The sequence below is a fragment of the Metapseudomonas cellulosilytica genome, assembly GCF_049334135.1.
GTDB lineage: Bacteria > Pseudomonadota > Gammaproteobacteria > Pseudomonadales > Pseudomonadaceae > Metapseudomonas.
The window spans coordinates 80,587-98,806 of sequence record NZ_JBHZGN010000017.1; the positions used below are offsets into that span (position 1 = coordinate 80,587).

The following is an 18,220-nucleotide window of genomic DNA, read 5'->3' on the forward strand; positions in this document are numbered from 1 at the left end:
GTTGCGATGGGGCTGCCACCGCATGTCGCGATGCGGTCTGGCAGGCCCGGCGGACCGGCCGCGGTTGGTGGAAACCATGGCCCACCGGTCCACCGGCTGATTGAGGTATGCCGTCTCTGATTCGCCCCCTGTCCGTGTTCACGGGCAGGGGGTTTTGTGTGTCCAGGCCGGGCCGAAGCGGGTTGCCGATAGCGAACTGGCCGACGATCCATTGTTGAGATGGATAGCCACTATCGAGACAACTGATTTCTATCAGCCGGGCCTCGCCCATAGGCTTCACCCCATGCAATGCAATGGAGGTGAGGCCATGTCCCACGTTGATGTCATGTCCCTGGTCGGTACCGCGGTCCCGGAGTCGCTGCGCACTGATGGCCATATGGCCTGCTGGTTCGTGGTGGTGGATGGCGTGATGCGTTCCGGCCCCTTCACCTCTCGCGAAGCGGCTGGCGCCAGCCAGGCGATCTGGCTGCTGGAACTGTCCCGCCGCCAGCGCAGCCCTCACAGCTTGTTGGCTTGAGGTATCGACACCCGCTCATCCCGTTCTGCTCCATGCTCCCCTTGGCCCGCCTTCATGGCGGGCATTTTGTTTTCGCCCCCGTCGTCTTGGTTAAACTGGGGCTTTTCCGGGAAGCCGCATCGTGAAGTGGGACATCTTTTGCAACGTCATCGACAACTTTGGCGACATCGGCGTGACCTGGCGCCTGGCACGCCAATTGGTGGCCGAGCACGGCCAGGCGGTGCGTCTGTGGGTGGACGAGCCGGCAGTGTTCGCGCCGCTCTGCCCGCAGGCTGATCCCGAAGCCGACGGCCAATGGCAGCAGGGCGTGGAAATCCGCCATTGGCGCCGTGACTGGCAGCCCGCCGACGCGGCGGATGTGGTGATCGAAGCCTTCGCGTGCCAGTTGCCGGAGCAATATCTGGCGGCAATGGCGGCACGGTCGGACCAGCCCCGCTGGCTGAACCTGGAATACCTCAGCGCGGAGGATTGGATCTCCGGTTGTCATGGCCTGCCGTCCTTCCAGCCCAATGGCCTGCAGAAAGCCTTCTATTTTCCCGGCTTCGTCGAGGGCACCGGCGGTCTGCTGCGCGAAACCGGGTTGGTGGAGCGGCGCCAGGCTTTCCAGGCCGATCCCGAAGCGCGCCGCACCTTTCTCGAAGCGTTGGGCGTGGAACTGGAGGAGGGCGCGCTGCTGGTTTCCCTCTTCGCCTACGAGAACGCTGCGCTGGCGGGTTGGCTGGATGTCCTGGCAGCCGGCGACCGCGCGGTGCAGTTGCTGGTGCCCGTCGGTCGGGTACTGGCGGACCTGGCCCGCTGGCTGGGCGAGGACAAGCTGGGCGCGGGTGCCCGTTTCCGACGTGGCCGCCTGTCGATTGCGGTGCTGCCCTTCGTCAGTCAGGAGGATTATGACCATGTCCTCTGGAGCTGCGATTTCAACGCGGTGCGCGGGGAGGATTCCTTCGTCCGTGCGCAGTGGGCCGGACGACCGTTGCTCTGGCACATCTACCAGCAGGAAGAGGACGCGCACTGGGACAAGCTCGAGGCGTTCCTCGCCGTCCATTGCCGCGACCTGTCCCCGGCCGCCGCAGGCGCACTGACCGAAAGCTGGAGGGCCTGGAACCGGGGCAAGGGTATGGGCGAAGCCTGGACCGGGCTGATGGCGCACTGGCCGGAATTGCAGTCCCACGCCGAGTGCTGGTGCGGGGTTCAGGCCGAACGCACCGACCTTGCGACGGGTCTGGTGCAGTTTTGTACAAAACCGCTATGATACGCGGCCTGTTTTTTGTCACCCATCCACATCGGATATTCGTATGAAAACCGCTCAAGAGTTCCGCGCCGGCCAAGTCGCCAACATCAATGGCGCTCCCTGGGTTATCCAGAAGGCCGAGTTCAACAAATCCGGCCGTAACAGCGCAGTCGTCAAGATGAAGCTGAAAAACCTGCTGACCGGCGCCGGCACCGAGACCGTATTCAAGGCCGACGACAAGCTGGAGCCGATCATCCTTGAACGCAAGGAAGTGACCTACTCCTACTTCGCCGATCCGCTGTACGTGTTCATGGACACCGAGTTCAACCAGTACGAGATCGAGAAGGCCGACCTGGAAGGCGTCCTGACCTTCATCGAAGACGGCATGACCGACGTCTGCGAAGCCGTGTTCTACAACGATCGCGTGATCTCCGTTGAACTGCCGACCACCATCGTTCGCCAGATCGCCTACACCGAACCGGCCGTTCGTGGCGACACCTCCGGCAAGGTGATGAAAGTGGCTCGCCTGAACAACGGCGCCGAGCTGCAAGTATCCGCCTTCTGCGAAATCGGTGACTCCATCGAAATCGACACCCGTACCGGCGAGTACAAGTCCCGCGTCAAGGCCTGAGCCTTCTAGTGGGATACAAAAAAGCCCGGCACATGCCGGGCTTTTTCGTTTCCGCCTTCCTTACTTCAGGTGTTCCTTCAGCGCTTCGCCGGCCTGCTGCATGGAGGCGCGGGTACCCGGGACCTTGGCCAGCACGTTGAGCAGGCCGAAGTCGTGGATCATCCCGTTGTAGCGCACCGCGGTCACTTCCACGCCGGCAGCGTCCAGTTTGCGGGCGTAGGCCTCGCCTTCGTCACGCAGCACGTCGAACTCCGCGGTCTGCACCAGCGCCGGCGGCAGGCCCTTCAACTGCTCGGTGGAGGCCTGCAGCGGCGAGGCGTAGATCTCCGCACGCTGGCGCGGGTCGGTGGTGTAGCTGTCCCAGAACCACTTCATCATGTTGCGGGTCAGGAAGTGGCCATTCTCGAACTGGTTGTAGGACGCGTTGTTGAAGTTGGCGTCGGTCACCGGCCAGAGCAGGGCCTGGAAACGGATCTTCGGCGTGCCCTTGTCCTTGGCCATCAGGCTGACCACTGCGGCCATGTTGCCGCCGACGCTGTTGCCGGCCACCGCCAGGCGATTGCCGTCCACACCGATCTCCTTGCCATGCTCGGCCACCCAACGGGTCGCCGCGTAGGCCTGGTTGATGGCGGTCGGATACTTGGCCTCGGGGGAGGGCGTGTAGTTGACGTAGACCGCCACGGCGCCGGAGCCTGCCACCAGGTCGCGGATCAGGCGTTCGTGGGTCGGGTAGTCGCCCAGCACCCAGCCGCCGCCGTGGAAGAACATGAAGACCGGCAGGGTGCCATTCACGCCGGCGGGGCGGACGATGGTCAGGTCGATCTTCTGGCCATCGGCTTCGATGGTCTTCTGGCTGACATCGGCTCTCGGCAGCTCCAGCTTCACGCTGGCCTGGGCTCCGCTCAGCACGGCCCGGGCGTCCTTGGGCGCCAGGGTCTCCATGGGCTTGCCGCCACCTGCCGCCAGGGCTTCGAGAAAGGCCTGGGTAGTGCGCTCGACGCCCGGGCTGCCGGCGGCAAAGGCGTGACCAACGGACAGGGCGAGCAGGCTGCCGGCGACGAAAGTGCTGATAGGTTTCATGGCGGATTCCTCAGTCTGGATTTGATTTGATAGCTAAAAATTGGCGCGCTAAGTAAGTGCGTGGTACGAAAATTAATCGCGATTTATTTAGCGCGCAAGATATTTATTGGAAGACTTTGGAATAGATTTTTGCCGATTCGGGAATAAGGCCGTCAGGAGACGGCCTTGCCCAGGTTGCTGCGCAGCGACACCAGTTCGCCCTTGAGGCTGTCCAATTGCTTGATGGAGAGCTCGGTGGCGGCGAGGATGCAGGCCGGTACCGACTTGGCCTTTTCCTGCAGGGCACGGCCTTGCTCGGTGAGGCGCAGCTCCACCACGCGTTCGTCCTTGCTGCTGCGGGTGCGGGTGATCAAACCCTCGGTTTCCAGGCGCTTGAGCAGCGGGGTGAGGGAGCCGGGGTCGGTCAGCATGCGGTTGCTGATTTCGCCCACTGTGATGCCGTCGCCTTCCCAGAGCACCATCATGGCCAGGTACTGCGGGTAGGTCAGGCCCAGTTCCTGGAGCAGGGGCTTGTAGACCTTGGTCATCAGCAGGGACGTGGAATACAGGGCGAAGCAGAGCTGGTTGTCGAGCAGCAGTTCCTTGCACGGGGCGGTGGACATGATCGATCTCCGAAAGGCAGTCATGGCGTCCAATTTAGCGCGCAAGCCTTTCGTGGGCAAAGTTCATTCCGTTCGTCTCCGGCGAGATGTCCTTGCACTGCACCGGGCAGGGGCCAGACTTCACTGGTCACTCCCTGCAAGGACCGCAACATGGACAACCTGCAAAATCCCTATCAGGCGCCCCAGGCCGAACTCACCGTCAACAGCGCCGCTGAACCCCTGCTGGCCTCCCGCTGGATGCGCCTGGGCGCAGCGCTGATCGATGGCCTGGTCATGAGCCTGGCGACCGTGCCGGTGGCTTACCTCTCCGGCACCTTCGAAGCGGCCCGGCAAGGCATCGAACCCAGCCTCGGCCAGCAGTTGCTCGGTCTGGTGGTGGGCCTGGCGGTGTTCCTGCTGGTCAACGGCCATCTGCTGAAGCAGTACGGCCAGACCCTCGGCAAGCGACTGCTGAAGATTGCCATCGTCGACCTCGAAGGCCAGGTGCCGGAACTGGGCAACCTGTTGCTCAAGCGTTACCTGCTCTGGTGGCTGCTGGCCTATGTCCCGGTGGTCGGTGTGCTGCTGGTGCTGGTGGATTACCTGTTCATCTTCCGCGCCGACCGACGCTGCCTGCACGACCTGCTGGCGGGCACCCGTGTAGTGCAGCCGCCGCGCTGATCAGGCCCGGCCCAGTCCGCCAAGGGCGAGGTCCCAGGGCGGCACCGGGCCGAAGCGGTTCTTCAGGAACTCCAGCAACAGCCGGCTCCGCGAGCTGGCTTCGCCCTCCAGGCGCAAGGCGTAGATGCCGCTCGGCTCGGGCGGCGGCAGGCCGTCGTCGCAGAACAGCGGCACCAGTTCGCCGCGTACCAGGTACTCGCCGATCAGCCAGGTCGGCAGGTGGGCGATGCCGAGCCCCGCCAGGGCACTGAACAGCAGGGTTTCGGCATTGTTGGCGGTCATGCGCATGCGTCCCGGTCGGATCAGCTGCAACTTGCCGTCCACCTCGAAACGCCAGGCATAAGGTGGCGCCAGGGCGTCCCAGTCCAGGCCATCATGGTCGGGCAATTCGCGCGGATCGCGCGGAATGCCGCGCCGGCGCAGGTATTCGGGGCTGGCGCAGAGTATCCGCACCATGGGCGCCAGCGGGGTGGACACCAGCCGGGTATCGGCCAGGGGACCGATGCGCAGCACCAGGTCCACCTGGCCGAGATTCTCGCCCTGCATGTCGACGAAGCTGTCGATCAGCCGCAGTTGCACGTCGAGGCCGGGATAGGCCATGAGAAACTCGGCGATGGCGGGAGCAAGATGGCGACGGCCGAAGGGGGAGGGCGCGTCGATGCGGATCAGTCCTTCGGGGGCGCTGCTCAGGGACACCGCCTCAGCGCGCGCCAGGCGCAGCTCCGCGAGCACCCGTTTTGCTCGTTCGGCAAAGGCCAGGCCGGCGGGGGTAGCCTTCACCGCATGGGTGCTGCGCACGAACAGTGTGCTGCCCAGGGCCCGTTCCAGGGCGTCGATACGCCGCGCCACGGCCGAGGGCGTCAGGGGATTGCGGCGTGCGGCGGCGGAAAAGCTGCCGGCTTCCAGCACGTCGAGGAACAGGGCCAGTTGTTCAGTGAGGGCGTCGGGGTTCATGGGGTTTGCCTATGCGTTTGGCGCACAGCCATTGTGCGCCGCTGTGCGTTTCCGTGCCAACCGGCCGCGCGTAGCATCGGCAGCAATCTGATCTGGAGGCGTCATGGACCTGCTGGCTTTTGTTCTGAATATCCTGTTGGGCGCGTTGCTTGGCACCGTGGGCGGGCTCTTTGGCATCGGCGGTGGGCTGATCGCCATTCCCGCCCTGGGCGTGCTCTTCGGTCTGGACCAGCAACTGGCCCAGGGCACGGCCCTGGTAATGGTGGTGCCCAATGTGCTGCTGGCGCTGTGGCGCTATCACCAGCGCAATCGCATCGACGTGCGCTACGCGACGCTGCTGGCGGCCACCAGCTTCGGTTTCGCCTGGCTGGCCTCGCTCTTCGCCGTGGGGGTGGATGCGCAAAGCATGCGCCTGGCGTTCGTCGGCTTCCTGCTGGCCCTGGCCGCCTACAACTTCGCGCGAATGTTCATGGCCAAGACCCAGGCCAGTACCGAACTGCGCCAGCCCTGGCCCTGGCTGGGCGCATTGGGCGGCGTGGCCGGGGCGGCAGGCGGGTTGTTCGGGGTCGGCGGCGCCGTGATCGCCACGCCGGTACTGACCAGCGTATTCGGCACCAGCCAGGTGGTGGCCCAGGGGCTGTCCCTGGCGCTGGCGGCGCCGAGCACCGCGGTGACCCTGGCCACCTATGGCCTGCACCACCACGTGAGCTGGGCCATGGGCCTGCCCCTGGCGGTGGGTGGCCTGCTCAGCATCAGCTGGGGTGTTCGGATGGCCCATGCCCTGCCGGAGCGGGTGCTGCGCTCGCTGTTCTGCGTCTTCCTGCTGCTCTGCGCGGTACTGCTGGTGGTCAAGTAAGGCTCAGATGCGGAAGCCTTCGATGATGTGCTCGGCCAGGGTGTCGGTCACCGGTGACTGCGTGTGATCGTTACGCAGCAGCATGATGTTGCACAGCGGCAGCTGCGGCATGCCTTCGGCCTCGCCGAGGATGCGCATGTCGGGGGTTACGAGGCTCTGCAGCTGGGCGGTTACTGCCAGGCCGGCGCTGACCACGCCCATGATCGCCGACAGGCTGGGGCTGGTATAGGCAACCCGGTATTCGCGGCCGATGGCGTCGAGGGCGTTGCAGGCCCAGGCGCGGCAGAAGCATTCGCCGTTGAACATGGCCAGCGGGATGGATGCCTGTTCGTGGGGGCTGAAGCCGATGGCCTCGGCCCAGACGATGCGTTCCTGTCGTACCAACTGGCCAATGTCGTCGCCCGGCTTGCGGGTGACTATGGTGAGGTCCAGGTCCTGGCGCTGCAGTAGCTGGGCGCTGGAGTCGCAGTGCACCTCCACTTGCACCAGCGGAAAGGTCTGGGCGAAGCGCGAGAGGATGCCTGGCAAGAATCGCATCACATAGTCGTCCGGCGTGCCGATGCGCACCGAACCCACCATATGCGGCTCGCGCAGGGTGCTCATCACCTCGCCATGCAGCTTGAGGATGCGCCGCGCGTAGCCCAGCAGGATCTGCCCTTCGGCGGTGAGTCTGACCTGGCGGCCGTCACGCTCGAACACCGCGCGTTGCAGCACGTCCTCTTCCAGCCGCTTCATCTGCATGCTCACGGCCGACTGGGTGCGGTTGACCACTTCCGCCGCGCGGGTGAAGCCGCCGAAGTCGGCGATGGCGACGAAGGTGCGCAGCAATTCGGTATCGATGGCAGGGTAGTTCATTCATCAAATCCTGAGATGCATTGCATAAGAAACATTCGTTGGATTGATCTTAGACCTGGTCGGAAACTGTCGCCATCCCCACTGGGAGGGCAACACGATGAAAGGTCAACACGGCTTTATCGGTACTTCGCATCAGGCTCGATTCGACGCAATGCCTCATCAGGAAAGCTGGTTTGCCGCCGCATGGCACAGGATCAGACGCTGGGAGCAGCTTGCGTACGAGCGGGAGCAACTGGCGCGGATGAGCGATGCAATGCTCAAGGACATCGGCCTGTCCCGTGCCGATGTGATGGAGGAAAGCGAACGCCACTTCTGGGAAGACCCGATGACCAAGTGAAACTGCGATGCGGCCCGCCGACGGTGAAGCGCAGGGCGGGCCGCAACCTTGATGAATGGACTCAAAGGAAAGAAACCATGTCGAACACCCACGAACTGGCACAACTGAATATCGCCGTGATGACGGCGCCCCTGGATTCTCCGCTCATGGCCGATTTCGTCGCCAACCTGGCGCCGGTCAATGCCATGGCCGACAGCGCGCCGGGCTTCGTCTGGCGCCTGCAGGACGAGGAGGGCGATGCCACCGCCATCCGCCCCTTCGGTCCGGACGTGCTGGTCAATCTCTCGGTCTGGCGCGATGTGGCCAGCCTCAGCGACTTCGTCTACGGCTCCGCCCATGTCGAGATGCTGCGCCGGCGCAAGGAGTGGTTCGAGCGTGTTGCCGGCGTCCATCAGGTGCTCTGGTGGGTCCCGAGGGGGCACCGCCCGGATGTCCAGGAAGCGGCCCAGCGCCTGGCGCGGCTGCGGGAGGCCGGCCCGACGCCCGAGGCTTTCACCTTCCGCCAGACCTTCCTCGCCCCGGATCAGTCCGTGCCTTTTGCGCCCGTCGAGTTGCTACGCGAAAGTCAGGCAAGCTGATGCTAGTGTGAAGCGTCATTCCCCAGCCGGCACGGAGCCCATGACGCTGACCCTTTCCCTTCCCGAAGCCCGCCGCCTGGCCCTCGCCGCCCAGGGCTTCGCCCGCACGCCACGCGGCGCCATCCGCCACCGGCAACTGCTGGCGCAGCTGGAGGCGCTGGGTGTGGTTCAGATCGACTCGGTGAACGCCCTGGTGCGCTCCCACTACCTGCCAGCCTTCTCCCGCCTAGGCCACTACGACCGCGAATTACTGGATGACCTCGCCTGGGGCAAGCCCCGGCGCCGGGCGCTGTTCGAGTATTGGGGGCACGAGGCCTCGCTGCTGCCGCTGGAGCTCTATCCGCTGATGCGCTGGCGCATGCGCCGGGCGGCCGACGGCGAGGGCATCTACCAGCAGCTGGCGCGCTTCGGTTTCGAACAGCAGACGGTGATCCAGCGGGTCCTGCAGGCGGTGCGCGAGCAGGGCGCCCTGGGGGCTGGCGCGTTGAGTACGCGGGAGGAGCGGGCCGGGCCCTGGTGGGACTGGAGCGCGGAAAAGCACGCGCTGGAGTGGCTGTTCGCCGCGGGTGAGGTGACGGTGGTCGGGCGTCGGGGGTTCGAGCGCCTGTATGACCTGCCGGAGCGGGTGATCCCGGTCGACCTCCTGAACCAGTCGGAACTGTCCGAAGCCGACGCCCAGCGCCAGTTGCTGCTGCGTGCCGCCCTGGCCCTGGGCGTCGCCACCGAGCGCGACCTGCGCGACTACTTCCGGCTGGACACGGCGGACAGCCAGGCACGGTTGGCCGAACTGGTGGAAGAGGGCGCGCTGGAGCCGGTGCGGGTCGACGGCTGGAAACAGCTCGCCTACTGCCTCGGGACGCCCAGGGTGCCGCGCAGGATCAAGGCCAGCGCCTTGCTGTCGCCCTTCGATTCGCTGATCTGGGAGCGGTCACGCACCGAGCGGCTGTTCGACTTCCGCTACCGCCTGGAGATCTACACGCCCCAGCACAAACGCCAGTACGGCTACTACGTGTTGCCCTTCCTGCATGATGAGCGCCTGGCCGCGCGCGTCGACCTGCGCGCCGAGCGCGCCCAGGACCGTCTGGCCGTGCATGCCCTGCACGAGGAAGAGCACGGCCTCGGCGAGGCCGGAATGCAGGCGCTGGCGGAGAACCTGCAGAGCATGGCGGCCTGGCTGGGTCTGGGCGAGGTGGCGGTGACCTGCCGCCGGCCGGGGACGGTGCGCTTGCAGGCGTGCCTTGGCTGAGGCCTGGTATCGGCGTGTAGGAGCGACACGCCATCAGCGAAGGGTCTGCTTCAGCGTCTCCGCAATCAGCCGTGTAGGGTGGATAGCGCTTTTCTATCCACCAGCGAGGCGGGGCAGGACACCGATGGTGTAAATCCCAAAAGGGATTTACCCCCCCCTACGCACTGGAATGGGCGTGTAGGAGCGAATTCATTCGCGAAAGGACGGCGAAGCCGTCCCCGGGACGTTCCAGGCAGGTCTTCGACCTGCATCGCGATTGAAATCGCTCTTACAAGAGCGACACGCCATCAGCGAAGGGTCTGCTTCAGCGTCTCCGCAATCAGCCGTGTAGGGTGGATAGCGCTTTTCTATCCACCAGCGAGGCGGGGCAAGACACCGATGGTGTAAATCCCAAAAGGGATTTACCCCCCCCTACGCACTGGAATGGGCGTGTAGGAGCGAATTCATTCGCGAAAAGGACGGCGAAGCCGTCCCCGGGACGTTTCGGGCAGGTCGTCGACCTGCCTCGCGATTGAAGTCGCTCCTACAAGAGCGGCACGACCGTCAGCGACGAATCTGCTTCAGCGTCTCCGCGATCAGGAAGGCCAGTTCCAGGGACTGATCGGCGTTCAGGCGTGGGTCGCAGTGGGTGTGGTAACGGTCGGAGAGGGCGTCTTCGGTGATGGGGCGGGCGCCGCCGATGCATTCGGTGACGTTCTGCCCGGTCATCTCGATATGGATGCCACCGGCATAGCTGCCTTCGGCGCGATGCACCTCGAAGAACTGCTTCACCTCGCTGAGGATGCTGGCGAAGTCGCGGGTCTTGTAGCCGCTGGAGGCCTTGATGGTATTGCCGTGCATGGGGTCGGAGCTCCACAGCACCTTGCGGCCTTCACCCTGCACCGCACGGACCAGGCGCGGCATGTGCTCGCCCACTTTCTCGGCGCCCATGCGCACGATCAGGTTGAGGCGGCCGGGGTCGTTGTCCGGGTTGAGGATGTCGATCAGGCGGAGCAACTCGTCGGTGTCCATGCTCGGCCCCACCTTGACACCGATGGGGTTGCCGACGCCGCGCAGGAACTCCACATGGGCGCCGTCGAGCTGGCGGGTGCGGTCACCGATCCAGAGCATGTGCGCCGAGCAGTCGTACCAGCCGCCGGTGAGGCTGTCGCGGCGCACGAAGGCTTCCTCGTAGTTCAGCAGCAATGCCTCGTGGGCGGTGAAGAAGCTCGCTTCGCGCAATTGCGGCGCGCTGTCCAGGCCGCAGGCACGCATGAAGGCCAGGGCTTCATCGATGCGGCCGGCCAACTGGCTGTATTTTTCGGTCAGTGCGGAGTTGGCGATGAAGTCGAGGTTCCACTGATGCACCTGATGCACGTCGGCGAAGCCGCCCTGGGCGAAGGCGCGCAGCAGGTTGAGGGTGGCGGTGGCCTGGTGATAGGCCTGCAGCAGGCGGTCCGGGTCCGGCACGCGGCTGGTGGCATCGAAGCCGATGCCATTGACGATGTCGCCACGGTAGGCGGGGAGGGTGACATCGCCCTGGGTCTCGTTGCCGGAGGAGCGCGGCTTGGCGAACTGGCCGGCCATGCGCCCCACCTTCACCACCGGGCAGCCGGCGGCGAAGGTCATGACGATGGCCATCTGCAGCAGCACCTTGAAGGTGTCGCGGATCTTCGCAGCGGAGAATTCGGCGAAGCTTTCCGCGCAATCACCGCCCTGGAGCAGGAAGGCGCGGCCCTCGGTGACCTCGGCGAATTGACGGCGCAGCTCGCGGGCCTCGCCGGCGAACACCAGGGGCGGGTAGCTCGCCAGGGTCTGCTCGACATGCGCCAGCTTGGCGGCGTCCGGGTACTCGGGCTGCTGCTGGATGGGTTTGTCCCTCCAGCTTTCGGGGCTCCATTCTTGGCTGCTCATCAGGGTCTCGATACGGCTGCTTGCGGTAGATGAGCCATGGTAACCGAAAGGCCCGCAGGCGGCGCCTATGACGGCATGTGTGCGGTTTTCGGTTGCGCCGCTGTTATCCTTGTGCGGCCCACGCCAGGTGGGCGCGTGGTTCGGATAATGCCGGGAATACCGGCTCCGGCTTCAATGGCAATAGGCGCCGGTGTGGCGTCGGGCGGGTGCGAACGGTCTGCACCGCCTTGATGGAGTGATGAGCTGATGTCCGAAGAGCGCCTGCTCGCGGAAGTGCACGACGATTTCGGGGTGATCCGTGTCTACGAGGTCGGCCCTTATCGCATTCTCGAGTTCGGTGATGCGGTGGAGCAGAGCTGCGTCTTCACCAGCGATCCGGCTTGGCTGGAATACGACTACACCCGCGCCATGCTGATGGGGGCGCTATGTCACGAGGCGCCGGAAAACGCCCTGTTCCTTGGCCTGGGTGCCGGTACCTTGACCCAGGCCTGCCTCAAGTTCCTGCCACTGGAGGACGTCGAGGTGATCGAGCTGCGCCCCGACGTGCCACGCCTGGCCATGGAATACCTGGGCCTGACCGACGACCCGCGCCTGTTCGTGCGCATCGGCGATGCCTTGGAACTGCTCGACAGCACCGAGCCGGCCGACCTGATCTTCGTCGATCTTTACACCGACCAGGGGCCGGGTGTCGGCCACCTGGCCTGGAATTTCCTCGGCGCCTGCCAGAAGCGCCTCAGCCCCGGTGGCTGGCTGGTGATCAACCAGTGGGCGACGGATGATGGCAAGCCCCTGGGCGCGGCCTTGCTGCGCGGGCTCTTCCACCGCCATTACTGGGAGTGCCCGGTGAAAGAGGGCAACGTGGTGATCTTCGTGCCGGCCGGCCTCGACCAGGAGTTGGACCGCGAGGCGCTCCGGTCAAGGGCCGAAGCCCTGGCGCCGAGCCTCGGCTATTCGCTGCAGTCGCTGCTGGATGTGCTGCGGCCGGCGAGTTAGACGGTGCCTGGATGGGAAGTACAAACTTTGTGGGGGCGAATTCATTCGCCAATCAGACCGCAGGTCTGCCCTTCAAGGCAGCAGGGGGCAGCTGCGCTGCCCTTGGCGAATGAATTCGCCCCTACAGGTTCCTGAAACTCCGCGCGGAAACGGCTATTTCCCTTTGAAATGCCCATCCCGCCTTTCCAGCATCGCCCGCAGGCCTTCTTTCGCGTCCTCGGAGGCGAGCAGGCGCTGGGTGGTGGCCAGGAGGCTGGCCGCCGCGGCCTTTTCCCCTTCGTCCAGGGTCTGGCGCGCCGAGGCCAGCACCGCCCTGACCCCGAGTGGAGCCTGGGCAGCTACCCGTTCCGCCAGCCAGATGGCCCGCGGCAGCAAGTCTTCGGGGGCTGTCACTTCCTGGACCAGCCCGAGGCGATAGGCCTCGTGGGCGTCGAACTCATCGCCGGTGAGCAGCCAGCGCATCGCATTGCCCCAGCCGGCCACCTGGTGCATGCGCAGGGTGGCGCCGCCGAACGGGAAGATGCCGCGTTGCACTTCCAGCTGTGCGAAGCGGCTATTGCTGGCGCAGAGGTTGATGTCCGCCGCGAGCATCAACTCGATACCGATGGTGTAGCAATAGCCGTGCACCGCGACCAGCAGCGGCTTGGTCGGGCGCGGGCCGCCAAAGGTGCCCCAGGGATCGATTGCGCCGCCCGGTAGCTTCCAGCCCTTGCTGAAGGTGTCGCCGACACTGGCCAGGTCCAGCCCGGCGGTGAAGTGCTCGCCATGGGCGAAGACCAGGGCGCAGCGGGCGTTGTCATCCCGCTCGTACTCGCCCAGGGCCAGCACCAGGTCGTCCAGCATGGACTGGTCGAAGGCGTTGCGCTTGGGGGTACGGTCGAGGCCGATGAGCATGATGTGGCCGCGTTTTTCACGGCTGACGCGGCCGGCGGAACTGGGGGACATAGCGGCTTTCCTTCATCGGAATCGCAGGAGGGCAGGTGGGATATAGACCCGCGCGGGAGGCTTGTCCATTGCGGGGCCGCCGTCCAGCGGAGAGGGTGCCGGGGTGTTGAAAAAGCTGCACGTGTGGAAGAAATTTCCTGTATGATGCGCGCCGGCCAATTGACGGCTCCGTTCAAGTACTGCGTTTTTCCCGAGGCACTTTGCCTTCGGCGGCAAGTCCGCGCTGCGGACTCCCTTGACGTTTCATCCATTCCCATAAAAGCGTTCACGCAAATTCTCTACCAGGCTGCCAGGGTTGACCCACAAGGTCCTTCACGGCATGTGCAGCCATGGAAAAAGGGTCTTTGCGGATGCACACGAGGCAGACCCATGACCCAGGAACTCGGCACTTTCGCCGCGCTCGGCATTCATCCCAACGTACTCGCCGCGATCACCGCGGTTGGCTATGAAGAGCCGTCCCCCATCCAGGCCCAGTCGATTCCGGTGATCCTCGCCGGCCACGACATGATCGGCCAGGCCCAGACCGGTACCGGCAAGACCGCAGCCTTCGCGCTGCCGATCCTGTCGCGCATCGATCCGGCCAAACGAGAGCCGCAGGCGCTGATCCTGGCACCGACCCGCGAGCTCGCACTGCAAGTCGCCACCGCTTTTGAAACCTACGCCAAGCAGATGCCCGGCCTGAACGTGGTCGCCGTCTACGGCGGCGCCCCCATGGGCCCGCAACTCAAGGCCCTGCGCCAGGGCGCCCAGGTGATCGTGGCCACCCCCGGCCGCCTCTGCGACCACCTGCGCCGTGACGAGAAGCTGCTCGCCACCGTGCAGCAACTGGTGCTGGACGAAGCGGACGAGATGCTCAAGCTCGGCTTCATGGAAGACCTGGAAGTGATCTTCGAGGCCCTCCCGGAAAGCCGCCAGAGCGTGCTGTTCTCCGCCACCCTGCCGCCGTCGATCCGTTCGATCGCCGAGCGTCACCTGAAGAGCCCGCAACACGTCAAGATCGCCGCCAAGACCCAGACCGTGGCACGCATCGAGCAGGCCCACCTGATGGTCCACGCCGACCAGAAGACGCCGGCCGTGCTGCGCCTGCTGGAAGTCGAGGAGTTCGACGCGCTGATCGCCTTCGTGCGCACCAAGCAGGCCACCCTGGACCTGGCCAGTGCCCTGGAAGCCAAGGGCTACAAGGCCGCCGCGCTGAACGGCGACATTGCCCAGAACCAGCGTGAGCGCGTGATCGAGTCGCTGAAGGACGGCCGCCTGGACATCGTGGTCGCCACCGACGTTGCCGCCCGTGGTATCGACGTACCGCGCATCACCCATGTGTTCAACGTGGACATGCCCTACGACCCGGAATCCTACGTGCACCGTATCGGTCGTACCGGCCGTGCCGGCCGTGATGGCCGCGCCCTGCTGCTGGTGACCCCGCGTGAGCGCCGCATGCTGCAGGTGATCGAGCGCGTGACCGGGCAGAAGGTCGCCGAGGTGCGTCTGCCCAACGCCCAGCAAGTGCTGGACGCGCGCATCAAGAAGCTCACCGCCAGCATCGCCCCGCTGGTGGCCGGTGCTGAAGCCAGCCACGGCGAGCTGCTGGACCGCCTGATCGCCGATATCGGCTGCAGCCCGCGTGCCCTGGCTTCCGCCCTGCTGCAGAAGGCCACCAATGGCCAGGCGCTGAACCTGGCTGATGTCGAGCGCGAGCAGCCGCTGGTGCCGAGCTTCCAGCCCCGCGAGCGTCGCGAGCGCGACAGCAGCGAGCGCGGCGAATACCGCGAACGCCGTGCGCCCATGCCGCTGGGTGAGGGTCGCGTGCGTTGCCGCACCGCCCTGGGGACTCGCGACGGCATCGCCGCGAAGAACCTGCTGGGTGCCATCCTCAACGAGGGCGGTATTGCCCGCGAGGCCATCGGTCGCATCCAGATCCGCGAAACCTTCAGCCTGATCGAGCTGCCGGAAGAGGGCCTCGACCGCCTGCTGGGCAAGCTGAAGGACACCCGCGTGGCCGGCAAGCAACTGAAGCTGCGCCGCTACCGCGAAGACTGAAGCACGCCGCTGTAAACGAAAAAGCCCCGCAATCGCGGGGCTTTTTTGTGTCTGGCTGTTGGGCTACCTGTAGGGGCGAATTCATTCGCCAAGCAGGCCGCAGGTCTGCCCGGCAAGGCCCAAGGGGGCTGCTGCGCAGCCCTTGGCGAATGAATTCGCCCCCACAGAAGAGCGAAACCTCGCGGCTTCAATCGAAGCGGTAGATATCCATCCCCAGCGCCCCCAGGGTGAAGCCGCTGTGCACCAGGCCGAAACGGCCGCCGGCGCCACGGGCGAAGTAGAGCGGCAGCAGGTGCTCGTCCCGGGGATGGTTGCGGATCGCGTGAGGGGCCAGGTGCCGGTAGTCATGCAGGGCGGCCTCGTCGTCGGTCTCCAGGCGCTCCACGATCCAGTCGCGGAATTCCTGTGCCCAGGGTGTCACCACGTCCGGGCCGGCACGCCAGTCCAGTTCGCCCAGGTTGTGGGTGATGCTGCCGGAGCCGATCAGCAGGATGCCGCGTTGGCGCAGGCCGGCCAGGGCCCGGCCGACGCGGGTCTGGAAGGCCGGGCCGAGCCGGCTGGGGAGTGATAGCTGGACTACCGGGATATCGGCTTGAGGGTACATCAGCGACAGCGGCACCCAGGTGCCGTGGTCGAACGGGCGCTCCGGGTCGACGCCTGCGGGAAGGCCGGCCTCGGTCAGCAGACCGGCGATTTCTTCGGCCAGTTCAGGCGCGCCGGGAGCCGGGTATTGCACGGCGTAGAGCGGCGGCGGGAAGCCGTAGAAGTCGTGCCAGGTTTCCGGCCGGGCGCCGCCGCTGAGCAGCAAGCGATCGCTTTCCCAGTGGGCGGAGACCACCAGGATGGCCCGGGGGCGCGGCAGTGCATCGGCCAGGGCCTTGAGTGCGGGGCCGCTGGCACCTGGCTCCAGGGCGAGCATGGGGGAGCCGTGGGAGATGTACAGGCTGGGTAGCATTTCGGAATTCCTCCGGTAGGATTCCGGCATCATCCGGGCTGGATATATCGATTTCCAGCATAAATATTTGAGTATTTTGATCGAAAAGATGGAGGAATCATGGACGAGCAATTCTGGCAGGCGCGTTGGGCAGAGAACCAGATCGGTTTCCATCAGCGGGAGGCCAATCCCTATCTGGCGCGCTACTGGCCGCAGCTGGGATTGCCCCGGGGCTGCCAGGTACTGGTGCCGCTTTGCGGCAAGTCTCTGGACATGGTCTGGCTGGCGGGGCAGGGGCACCGCGTGCTTGGTGTGGAGCTGGCCGAGCGTGCCGTGGAGGACTTTTTCGCCGAGCAGGGGCTGACGCCGGAGCTTACGCAGCAGGGCGCCTTGCGCCGTTACAGCGTGGGCGAGATCGAGATTCTCCAGGGAGATTTCTTTTCCCTGGATGCCGCCGATGTCGCCGGTTGCCATGCCCTCTACGACCGGGCGGCGATCATCGCCCTGCCGCCCGCCATGCGTGACGACTACGTGCGCCATCTGGAAAGCATTCTGCCGGCCCGTTGCGAAGGGCTGATGGTGACGCTGGATTACGAGCAGGCCCGCCTCGAAGGCCCGCCGTTCTCGGTGCCCGAGACCGAAGTGCGCCGGCGCTTGGAGGCGGGCTGGGAGGTGGAGATGCTGGAGCGCAACGACGTGCTGGAGAAGAACTGGAAGTTCGCCTCCCGTGGCCTGGACAGCCTGCATGAACCGGTGTTTCGCCTGCACCGTCGGGACTCCATTCGCGAATGAATTCGCTCCCACAGGGCAGCGCCGTGTCAGCCGTGTAGGGTGGATCACGCTTCATCGATCCACCATTTCGTGCCCGACCGCAATACACCGATGGCGGAAATCCCCAAAGGGATTTCCGCCCTACACACAGACAAAAAAAGGGCGGCCAGTTGGCCGCCCAAGTCAGTGTGATTCGTTTCAGCCGCGGCGGCGCAGGGCCTCGATGCGGTCTTCCAGCGGCGGGTGGCTCATCAGCAGGCCGGCGAGGCCGTGCTTCAGGCCGCCGTTGATGCCGAAGGCGGTCAGGCTGTCGGGCATCTGCACCGGTACGCCCTGTTCGGCGCGAAGACGCTGCAGAGCGCCGATCATCGCGTTGGTGCCGGCCAGGCTGGCGCCGGCTTCATCGGCGCGGTATTCGCGGCGGCGCGAGAACCACATGACGATGATGCTGGCGAGGATGCCCAGGACCAGTTCGGCGAAGATGGTCGCGACGAAGTAGCCGATGCCCGGACCTTCTTCGTTCTTCAGGATCACCTTGTCGACGAAGTTGCCGAAGATGCGCGCGAAGAACATCACGAAGGTGTTCACCACGCCCTGGATCAGCGACAGGGTCACCATGTCGCCGTTGGCCACGTGGCCGATTTCGTGAGCCAGCACGGCTTTCACTTCATCGGGGGAGAAACGCTCCAGCAGACCCTGGCTCACGGCCACCAGTGCGTCGTTCTTGTTCCAGCCGGTGGCGAAGGCGTTGGCCTCATAGGCCGGGAAGATGCCCACCTCGGGCATCTTGATGCCGGCGTCGCGGGACAGTTGCTCGACGGTCTGCAGCAGCCACTGCTCGTGGCGGGTGCGCGGCTGGGTGATGATTTCGGTGCCGGTGCTCATCTTCGCCATCCACTTGGAGATGAACAGCGAGATCAGCGAGCCGGCGAAGCCGAACACGGCGCAGTAGACCAGCAGGCTGCCGTAGTTCTGGCCGGTGAAACGGTCCACGCCCAGCAGCTTCAGGGTGATGCTGGCTATCACCAGGACTGCAAGGTTTGTGGCCAGGAACAACAGGATGCGCATCATGATTGGAACAGTCTCCTCACGGCGGAAAGCGT

The 18,220-nt window shown here is 65.3% G+C and carries 19 protein-coding genes; 11 read left to right on the plus strand and 8 right to left on the minus strand.

What is annotated here, in order from left to right; genetic code table 11:
- Nucleotides 1-307: 307 nt before the first annotated feature.
- The 3 genes from ACFW0H_RS20555 to efp all read left to right on the plus strand — a co-directional run bounded on the left by ACFW0H_RS20555 (nt 308) and on the right by efp (nt 2,376).
- Entirely contained in the window at nt 308-517 is a 210-nt protein-coding gene (locus ACFW0H_RS20555) for a hypothetical protein (protein ID WP_422915713.1), read from the plus strand.
- A 121-nt stretch (nt 518-638) separates the two neighbouring features.
- Nucleotides 639-1,766: an elongation factor P maturation arginine rhamnosyltransferase EarP gene (gene earP / locus ACFW0H_RS20560; RefSeq protein WP_459077322.1), complete on the plus strand. Its 1,128-nt coding sequence runs from the start codon at nt 639-641 to the stop codon at nt 1,764-1,766.
- A gap of 43 nt (nt 1,767-1,809) precedes the next feature.
- Nucleotides 1,810-2,376 carry an elongation factor P gene (gene efp, locus ACFW0H_RS20565; protein ID WP_044875372.1) on the plus strand — a complete coding sequence of 189 codons (567 nt, stop codon included), beginning with the start codon at nt 1,810-1,812 and terminating at the stop codon, nt 2,374-2,376.
- 60 nt (nt 2,377-2,436) lie between these two features.
- On the opposite strand, the gene ACFW0H_RS20570 is transcribed toward efp, so the two are convergent.
- Nucleotides 2,437-3,456 carry an alpha/beta hydrolase gene (locus tag ACFW0H_RS20570; RefSeq protein ID WP_422915714.1) on the minus strand — a complete coding sequence of 340 codons (1,020 nt, stop codon included), beginning with the start codon at nt 3,454-3,456 and terminating at the stop codon, nt 2,437-2,439.
- A gap of 152 nt (nt 3,457-3,608) precedes the next feature.
- Nucleotides 3,609-4,082: a MarR family winged helix-turn-helix transcriptional regulator gene (locus ACFW0H_RS20575; protein WP_422915715.1), complete on the minus strand. Its 474-nt coding sequence runs from the start codon at nt 4,080-4,082 to the stop codon at nt 3,609-3,611.
- Nucleotides 4,083-4,208: 126 nt separating this feature from the next.
- On the opposite strand from ACFW0H_RS20575, the gene ACFW0H_RS20580 reads away from it, so the two are divergent.
- Nucleotides 4,209-4,718, plus strand: coding sequence for an RDD family protein (locus ACFW0H_RS20580; protein ID WP_422915716.1), 510 nt, complete (start codon nt 4,209-4,211; stop codon nt 4,716-4,718).
- Here ACFW0H_RS20580 and ACFW0H_RS20585 read toward each other — a convergent pair whose 3' ends face one another.
- Nucleotides 4,719-5,672: a LysR family transcriptional regulator gene (locus tag ACFW0H_RS20585; protein ID WP_422915717.1), complete on the minus strand. Its 954-nt coding sequence runs from the start codon at nt 5,670-5,672 to the stop codon at nt 4,719-4,721.
- Nucleotides 5,673-5,775: 103 nt separating this feature from the next.
- Between ACFW0H_RS20585 and ACFW0H_RS20590 the strand changes: the two genes are divergently transcribed.
- The gene (locus tag ACFW0H_RS20590; protein WP_422915718.1) at nt 5,776-6,528 is read left to right on the plus strand and encodes a sulfite exporter TauE/SafE family protein; all 753 of its coding nucleotides are present in this window, start codon (nt 5,776-5,778) and stop codon (nt 6,526-6,528) included.
- Between the two features lie 3 nt (nt 6,529-6,531).
- Here ACFW0H_RS20590 and ACFW0H_RS20595 read toward each other — a convergent pair whose 3' ends face one another.
- Nucleotides 6,532-7,383 carry a LysR substrate-binding domain-containing protein gene (locus ACFW0H_RS20595; protein ID WP_422915719.1) on the minus strand — a complete coding sequence of 284 codons (852 nt, stop codon included), beginning with the start codon at nt 7,381-7,383 and terminating at the stop codon, nt 6,532-6,534.
- Between the two features lie 97 nt (nt 7,384-7,480).
- Here ACFW0H_RS20595 and ACFW0H_RS20600 point away from each other — a divergent pair, with 97 nt between their 5' ends.
- From ACFW0H_RS20600 to ACFW0H_RS20610, 3 genes are all read left to right on the plus strand, one after another.
- The gene (locus tag ACFW0H_RS20600; RefSeq protein ID WP_422915720.1) at nt 7,481-7,720 is read left to right on the plus strand and encodes a DUF1127 domain-containing protein; all 240 of its coding nucleotides are present in this window, start codon (nt 7,481-7,483) and stop codon (nt 7,718-7,720) included.
- A 77-nt stretch (nt 7,721-7,797) separates the two neighbouring features.
- Nucleotides 7,798-8,298 carry a DUF3291 domain-containing protein gene (locus ACFW0H_RS20605; RefSeq protein ID WP_422915721.1) on the plus strand — a complete coding sequence of 167 codons (501 nt, stop codon included), beginning with the start codon at nt 7,798-7,800 and terminating at the stop codon, nt 8,296-8,298.
- Nucleotides 8,299-8,338: 40 nt separating this feature from the next.
- Nucleotides 8,339-9,544: a winged helix-turn-helix domain-containing protein gene (locus tag ACFW0H_RS20610; RefSeq protein ID WP_422915722.1), complete on the plus strand. Its 1,206-nt coding sequence runs from the start codon at nt 8,339-8,341 to the stop codon at nt 9,542-9,544.
- A 543-nt stretch (nt 9,545-10,087) separates the two neighbouring features.
- Here ACFW0H_RS20610 and ACFW0H_RS20615 read toward each other — a convergent pair.
- Entirely contained in the window at nt 10,088-11,437 is a 1,350-nt protein-coding gene (locus ACFW0H_RS20615) for a class II 3-deoxy-7-phosphoheptulonate synthase (RefSeq protein ID WP_422915723.1), read from the minus strand.
- Nucleotides 11,438-11,683: 246 nt separating this feature from the next.
- On the opposite strand from ACFW0H_RS20615, the gene ACFW0H_RS20620 reads away from it, so the two are divergent.
- Complete coding sequence (locus ACFW0H_RS20620) at nt 11,684-12,430, plus strand: spermidine synthase (protein WP_422915724.1); 747 nt, start codon at nt 11,684-11,686, stop codon at nt 12,428-12,430.
- A 153-nt stretch (nt 12,431-12,583) separates the two neighbouring features.
- Here the strand turns inward: ACFW0H_RS20620 and ACFW0H_RS20625 are convergent, their stop codons facing one another.
- On the minus strand, nt 12,584-13,375 hold the full coding sequence (locus tag ACFW0H_RS20625) for a crotonase/enoyl-CoA hydratase family protein (RefSeq protein WP_422915725.1): 792 nt from the start codon (nt 13,373-13,375) through the stop codon (nt 12,584-12,586).
- A 369-nt stretch (nt 13,376-13,744) separates the two neighbouring features.
- Between ACFW0H_RS20625 and ACFW0H_RS20630 the strand changes: the two genes are divergently transcribed.
- Nucleotides 13,745-15,412, plus strand: coding sequence for a DEAD/DEAH box helicase (locus ACFW0H_RS20630; protein ID WP_422915726.1), 1,668 nt, complete (start codon nt 13,745-13,747; stop codon nt 15,410-15,412).
- Between the two features lie 187 nt (nt 15,413-15,599).
- Here the strand turns inward: ACFW0H_RS20630 and ACFW0H_RS20635 are convergent, their stop codons facing one another.
- Nucleotides 15,600-16,367, minus strand: a complete 768-nt coding sequence (locus tag ACFW0H_RS20635) for a DODA-type extradiol aromatic ring-opening family dioxygenase (RefSeq protein ID WP_422915727.1) — start codon at nt 16,365-16,367, stop codon at nt 15,600-15,602.
- Nucleotides 16,368-16,466: 99 nt separating this feature from the next.
- Here ACFW0H_RS20635 and ACFW0H_RS20640 point away from each other — a divergent pair, with 99 nt between their 5' ends.
- A complete protein-coding gene (locus ACFW0H_RS20640; RefSeq protein WP_422915728.1) occupies nt 16,467-17,138 on the plus strand; it encodes a thiopurine S-methyltransferase in 672 nt (223 codons plus the stop codon).
- 177 nt (nt 17,139-17,315) lie between these two features.
- Here the strand turns inward: ACFW0H_RS20640 and htpX are convergent, their stop codons facing one another.
- Nucleotides 17,316-18,188 carry a protease HtpX gene (htpX, locus tag ACFW0H_RS20645; protein ID WP_280366508.1) on the minus strand — a complete coding sequence of 291 codons (873 nt, stop codon included), beginning with the start codon at nt 18,186-18,188 and terminating at the stop codon, nt 17,316-17,318.
- Nucleotides 18,189-18,220 lie beyond the last annotated feature (32 nt).

Bases quoted from the DNA above. Each gene is read 5' to 3' on its own strand.
- ACFW0H_RS20555 (WP_422915713.1), top strand. From the start codon at position 308: ATGTCCCACGTTGATGTCATGTCCCTGGTCGGTACCGCGGTCCCGGAG.
- efp (WP_044875372.1), top strand. From the start codon at position 1,810: ATGAAAACCGCTCAAGAGTTCCGCGCCGGCCAAGTCGCCAACATCAAT.
- ACFW0H_RS20570 (WP_422915714.1), bottom strand. From the start codon at position 3,456: ATGAAACCTATCAGCACTTTCGTCGCCGGCAGCCTGCTCGCCCTGTCC.
- ACFW0H_RS20575 (WP_422915715.1), bottom strand. From the start codon at position 4,082: ATGACTGCCTTTCGGAGATCGATCATGTCCACCGCCCCGTGCAAGGAA.
- ACFW0H_RS20580 (WP_422915716.1), top strand. From the start codon at position 4,209: ATGGACAACCTGCAAAATCCCTATCAGGCGCCCCAGGCCGAACTCACC.
- ACFW0H_RS20585 (WP_422915717.1), bottom strand. From the start codon at position 5,672: ATGAACCCCGACGCCCTCACTGAACAACTGGCCCTGTTCCTCGACGTG.
- ACFW0H_RS20590 (WP_422915718.1), top strand. From the start codon at position 5,776: ATGGACCTGCTGGCTTTTGTTCTGAATATCCTGTTGGGCGCGTTGCTT.
- ACFW0H_RS20595 (WP_422915719.1), bottom strand. From the start codon at position 7,383: ATGAACTACCCTGCCATCGATACCGAATTGCTGCGCACCTTCGTCGCC.
- ACFW0H_RS20600 (WP_422915720.1), top strand. From the start codon at position 7,481: ATGAAAGGTCAACACGGCTTTATCGGTACTTCGCATCAGGCTCGATTC.
- ACFW0H_RS20605 (WP_422915721.1), top strand. From the start codon at position 7,798: ATGTCGAACACCCACGAACTGGCACAACTGAATATCGCCGTGATGACG.
- ACFW0H_RS20610 (WP_422915722.1), top strand. From the start codon at position 8,339: ATGACGCTGACCCTTTCCCTTCCCGAAGCCCGCCGCCTGGCCCTCGCC.
- ACFW0H_RS20615 (WP_422915723.1), bottom strand. From the start codon at position 11,437: ATGAGCAGCCAAGAATGGAGCCCCGAAAGCTGGAGGGACAAACCCATC.
- ACFW0H_RS20620 (WP_422915724.1), top strand. From the start codon at position 11,684: ATGTCCGAAGAGCGCCTGCTCGCGGAAGTGCACGACGATTTCGGGGTG.
- ACFW0H_RS20625 (WP_422915725.1), bottom strand. From the start codon at position 13,375: ATGTCCCCCAGTTCCGCCGGCCGCGTCAGCCGTGAAAAACGCGGCCAC.
- ACFW0H_RS20630 (WP_422915726.1), top strand. From the start codon at position 13,745: ATGACCCAGGAACTCGGCACTTTCGCCGCGCTCGGCATTCATCCCAAC.
- ACFW0H_RS20635 (WP_422915727.1), bottom strand. From the start codon at position 16,367: ATGCTACCCAGCCTGTACATCTCCCACGGCTCCCCCATGCTCGCCCTG.
- ACFW0H_RS20640 (WP_422915728.1), top strand. From the start codon at position 16,467: ATGGACGAGCAATTCTGGCAGGCGCGTTGGGCAGAGAACCAGATCGGT.
- htpX (WP_280366508.1), bottom strand. From the start codon at position 18,188: ATGATGCGCATCCTGTTGTTCCTGGCCACAAACCTTGCAGTCCTGGTG.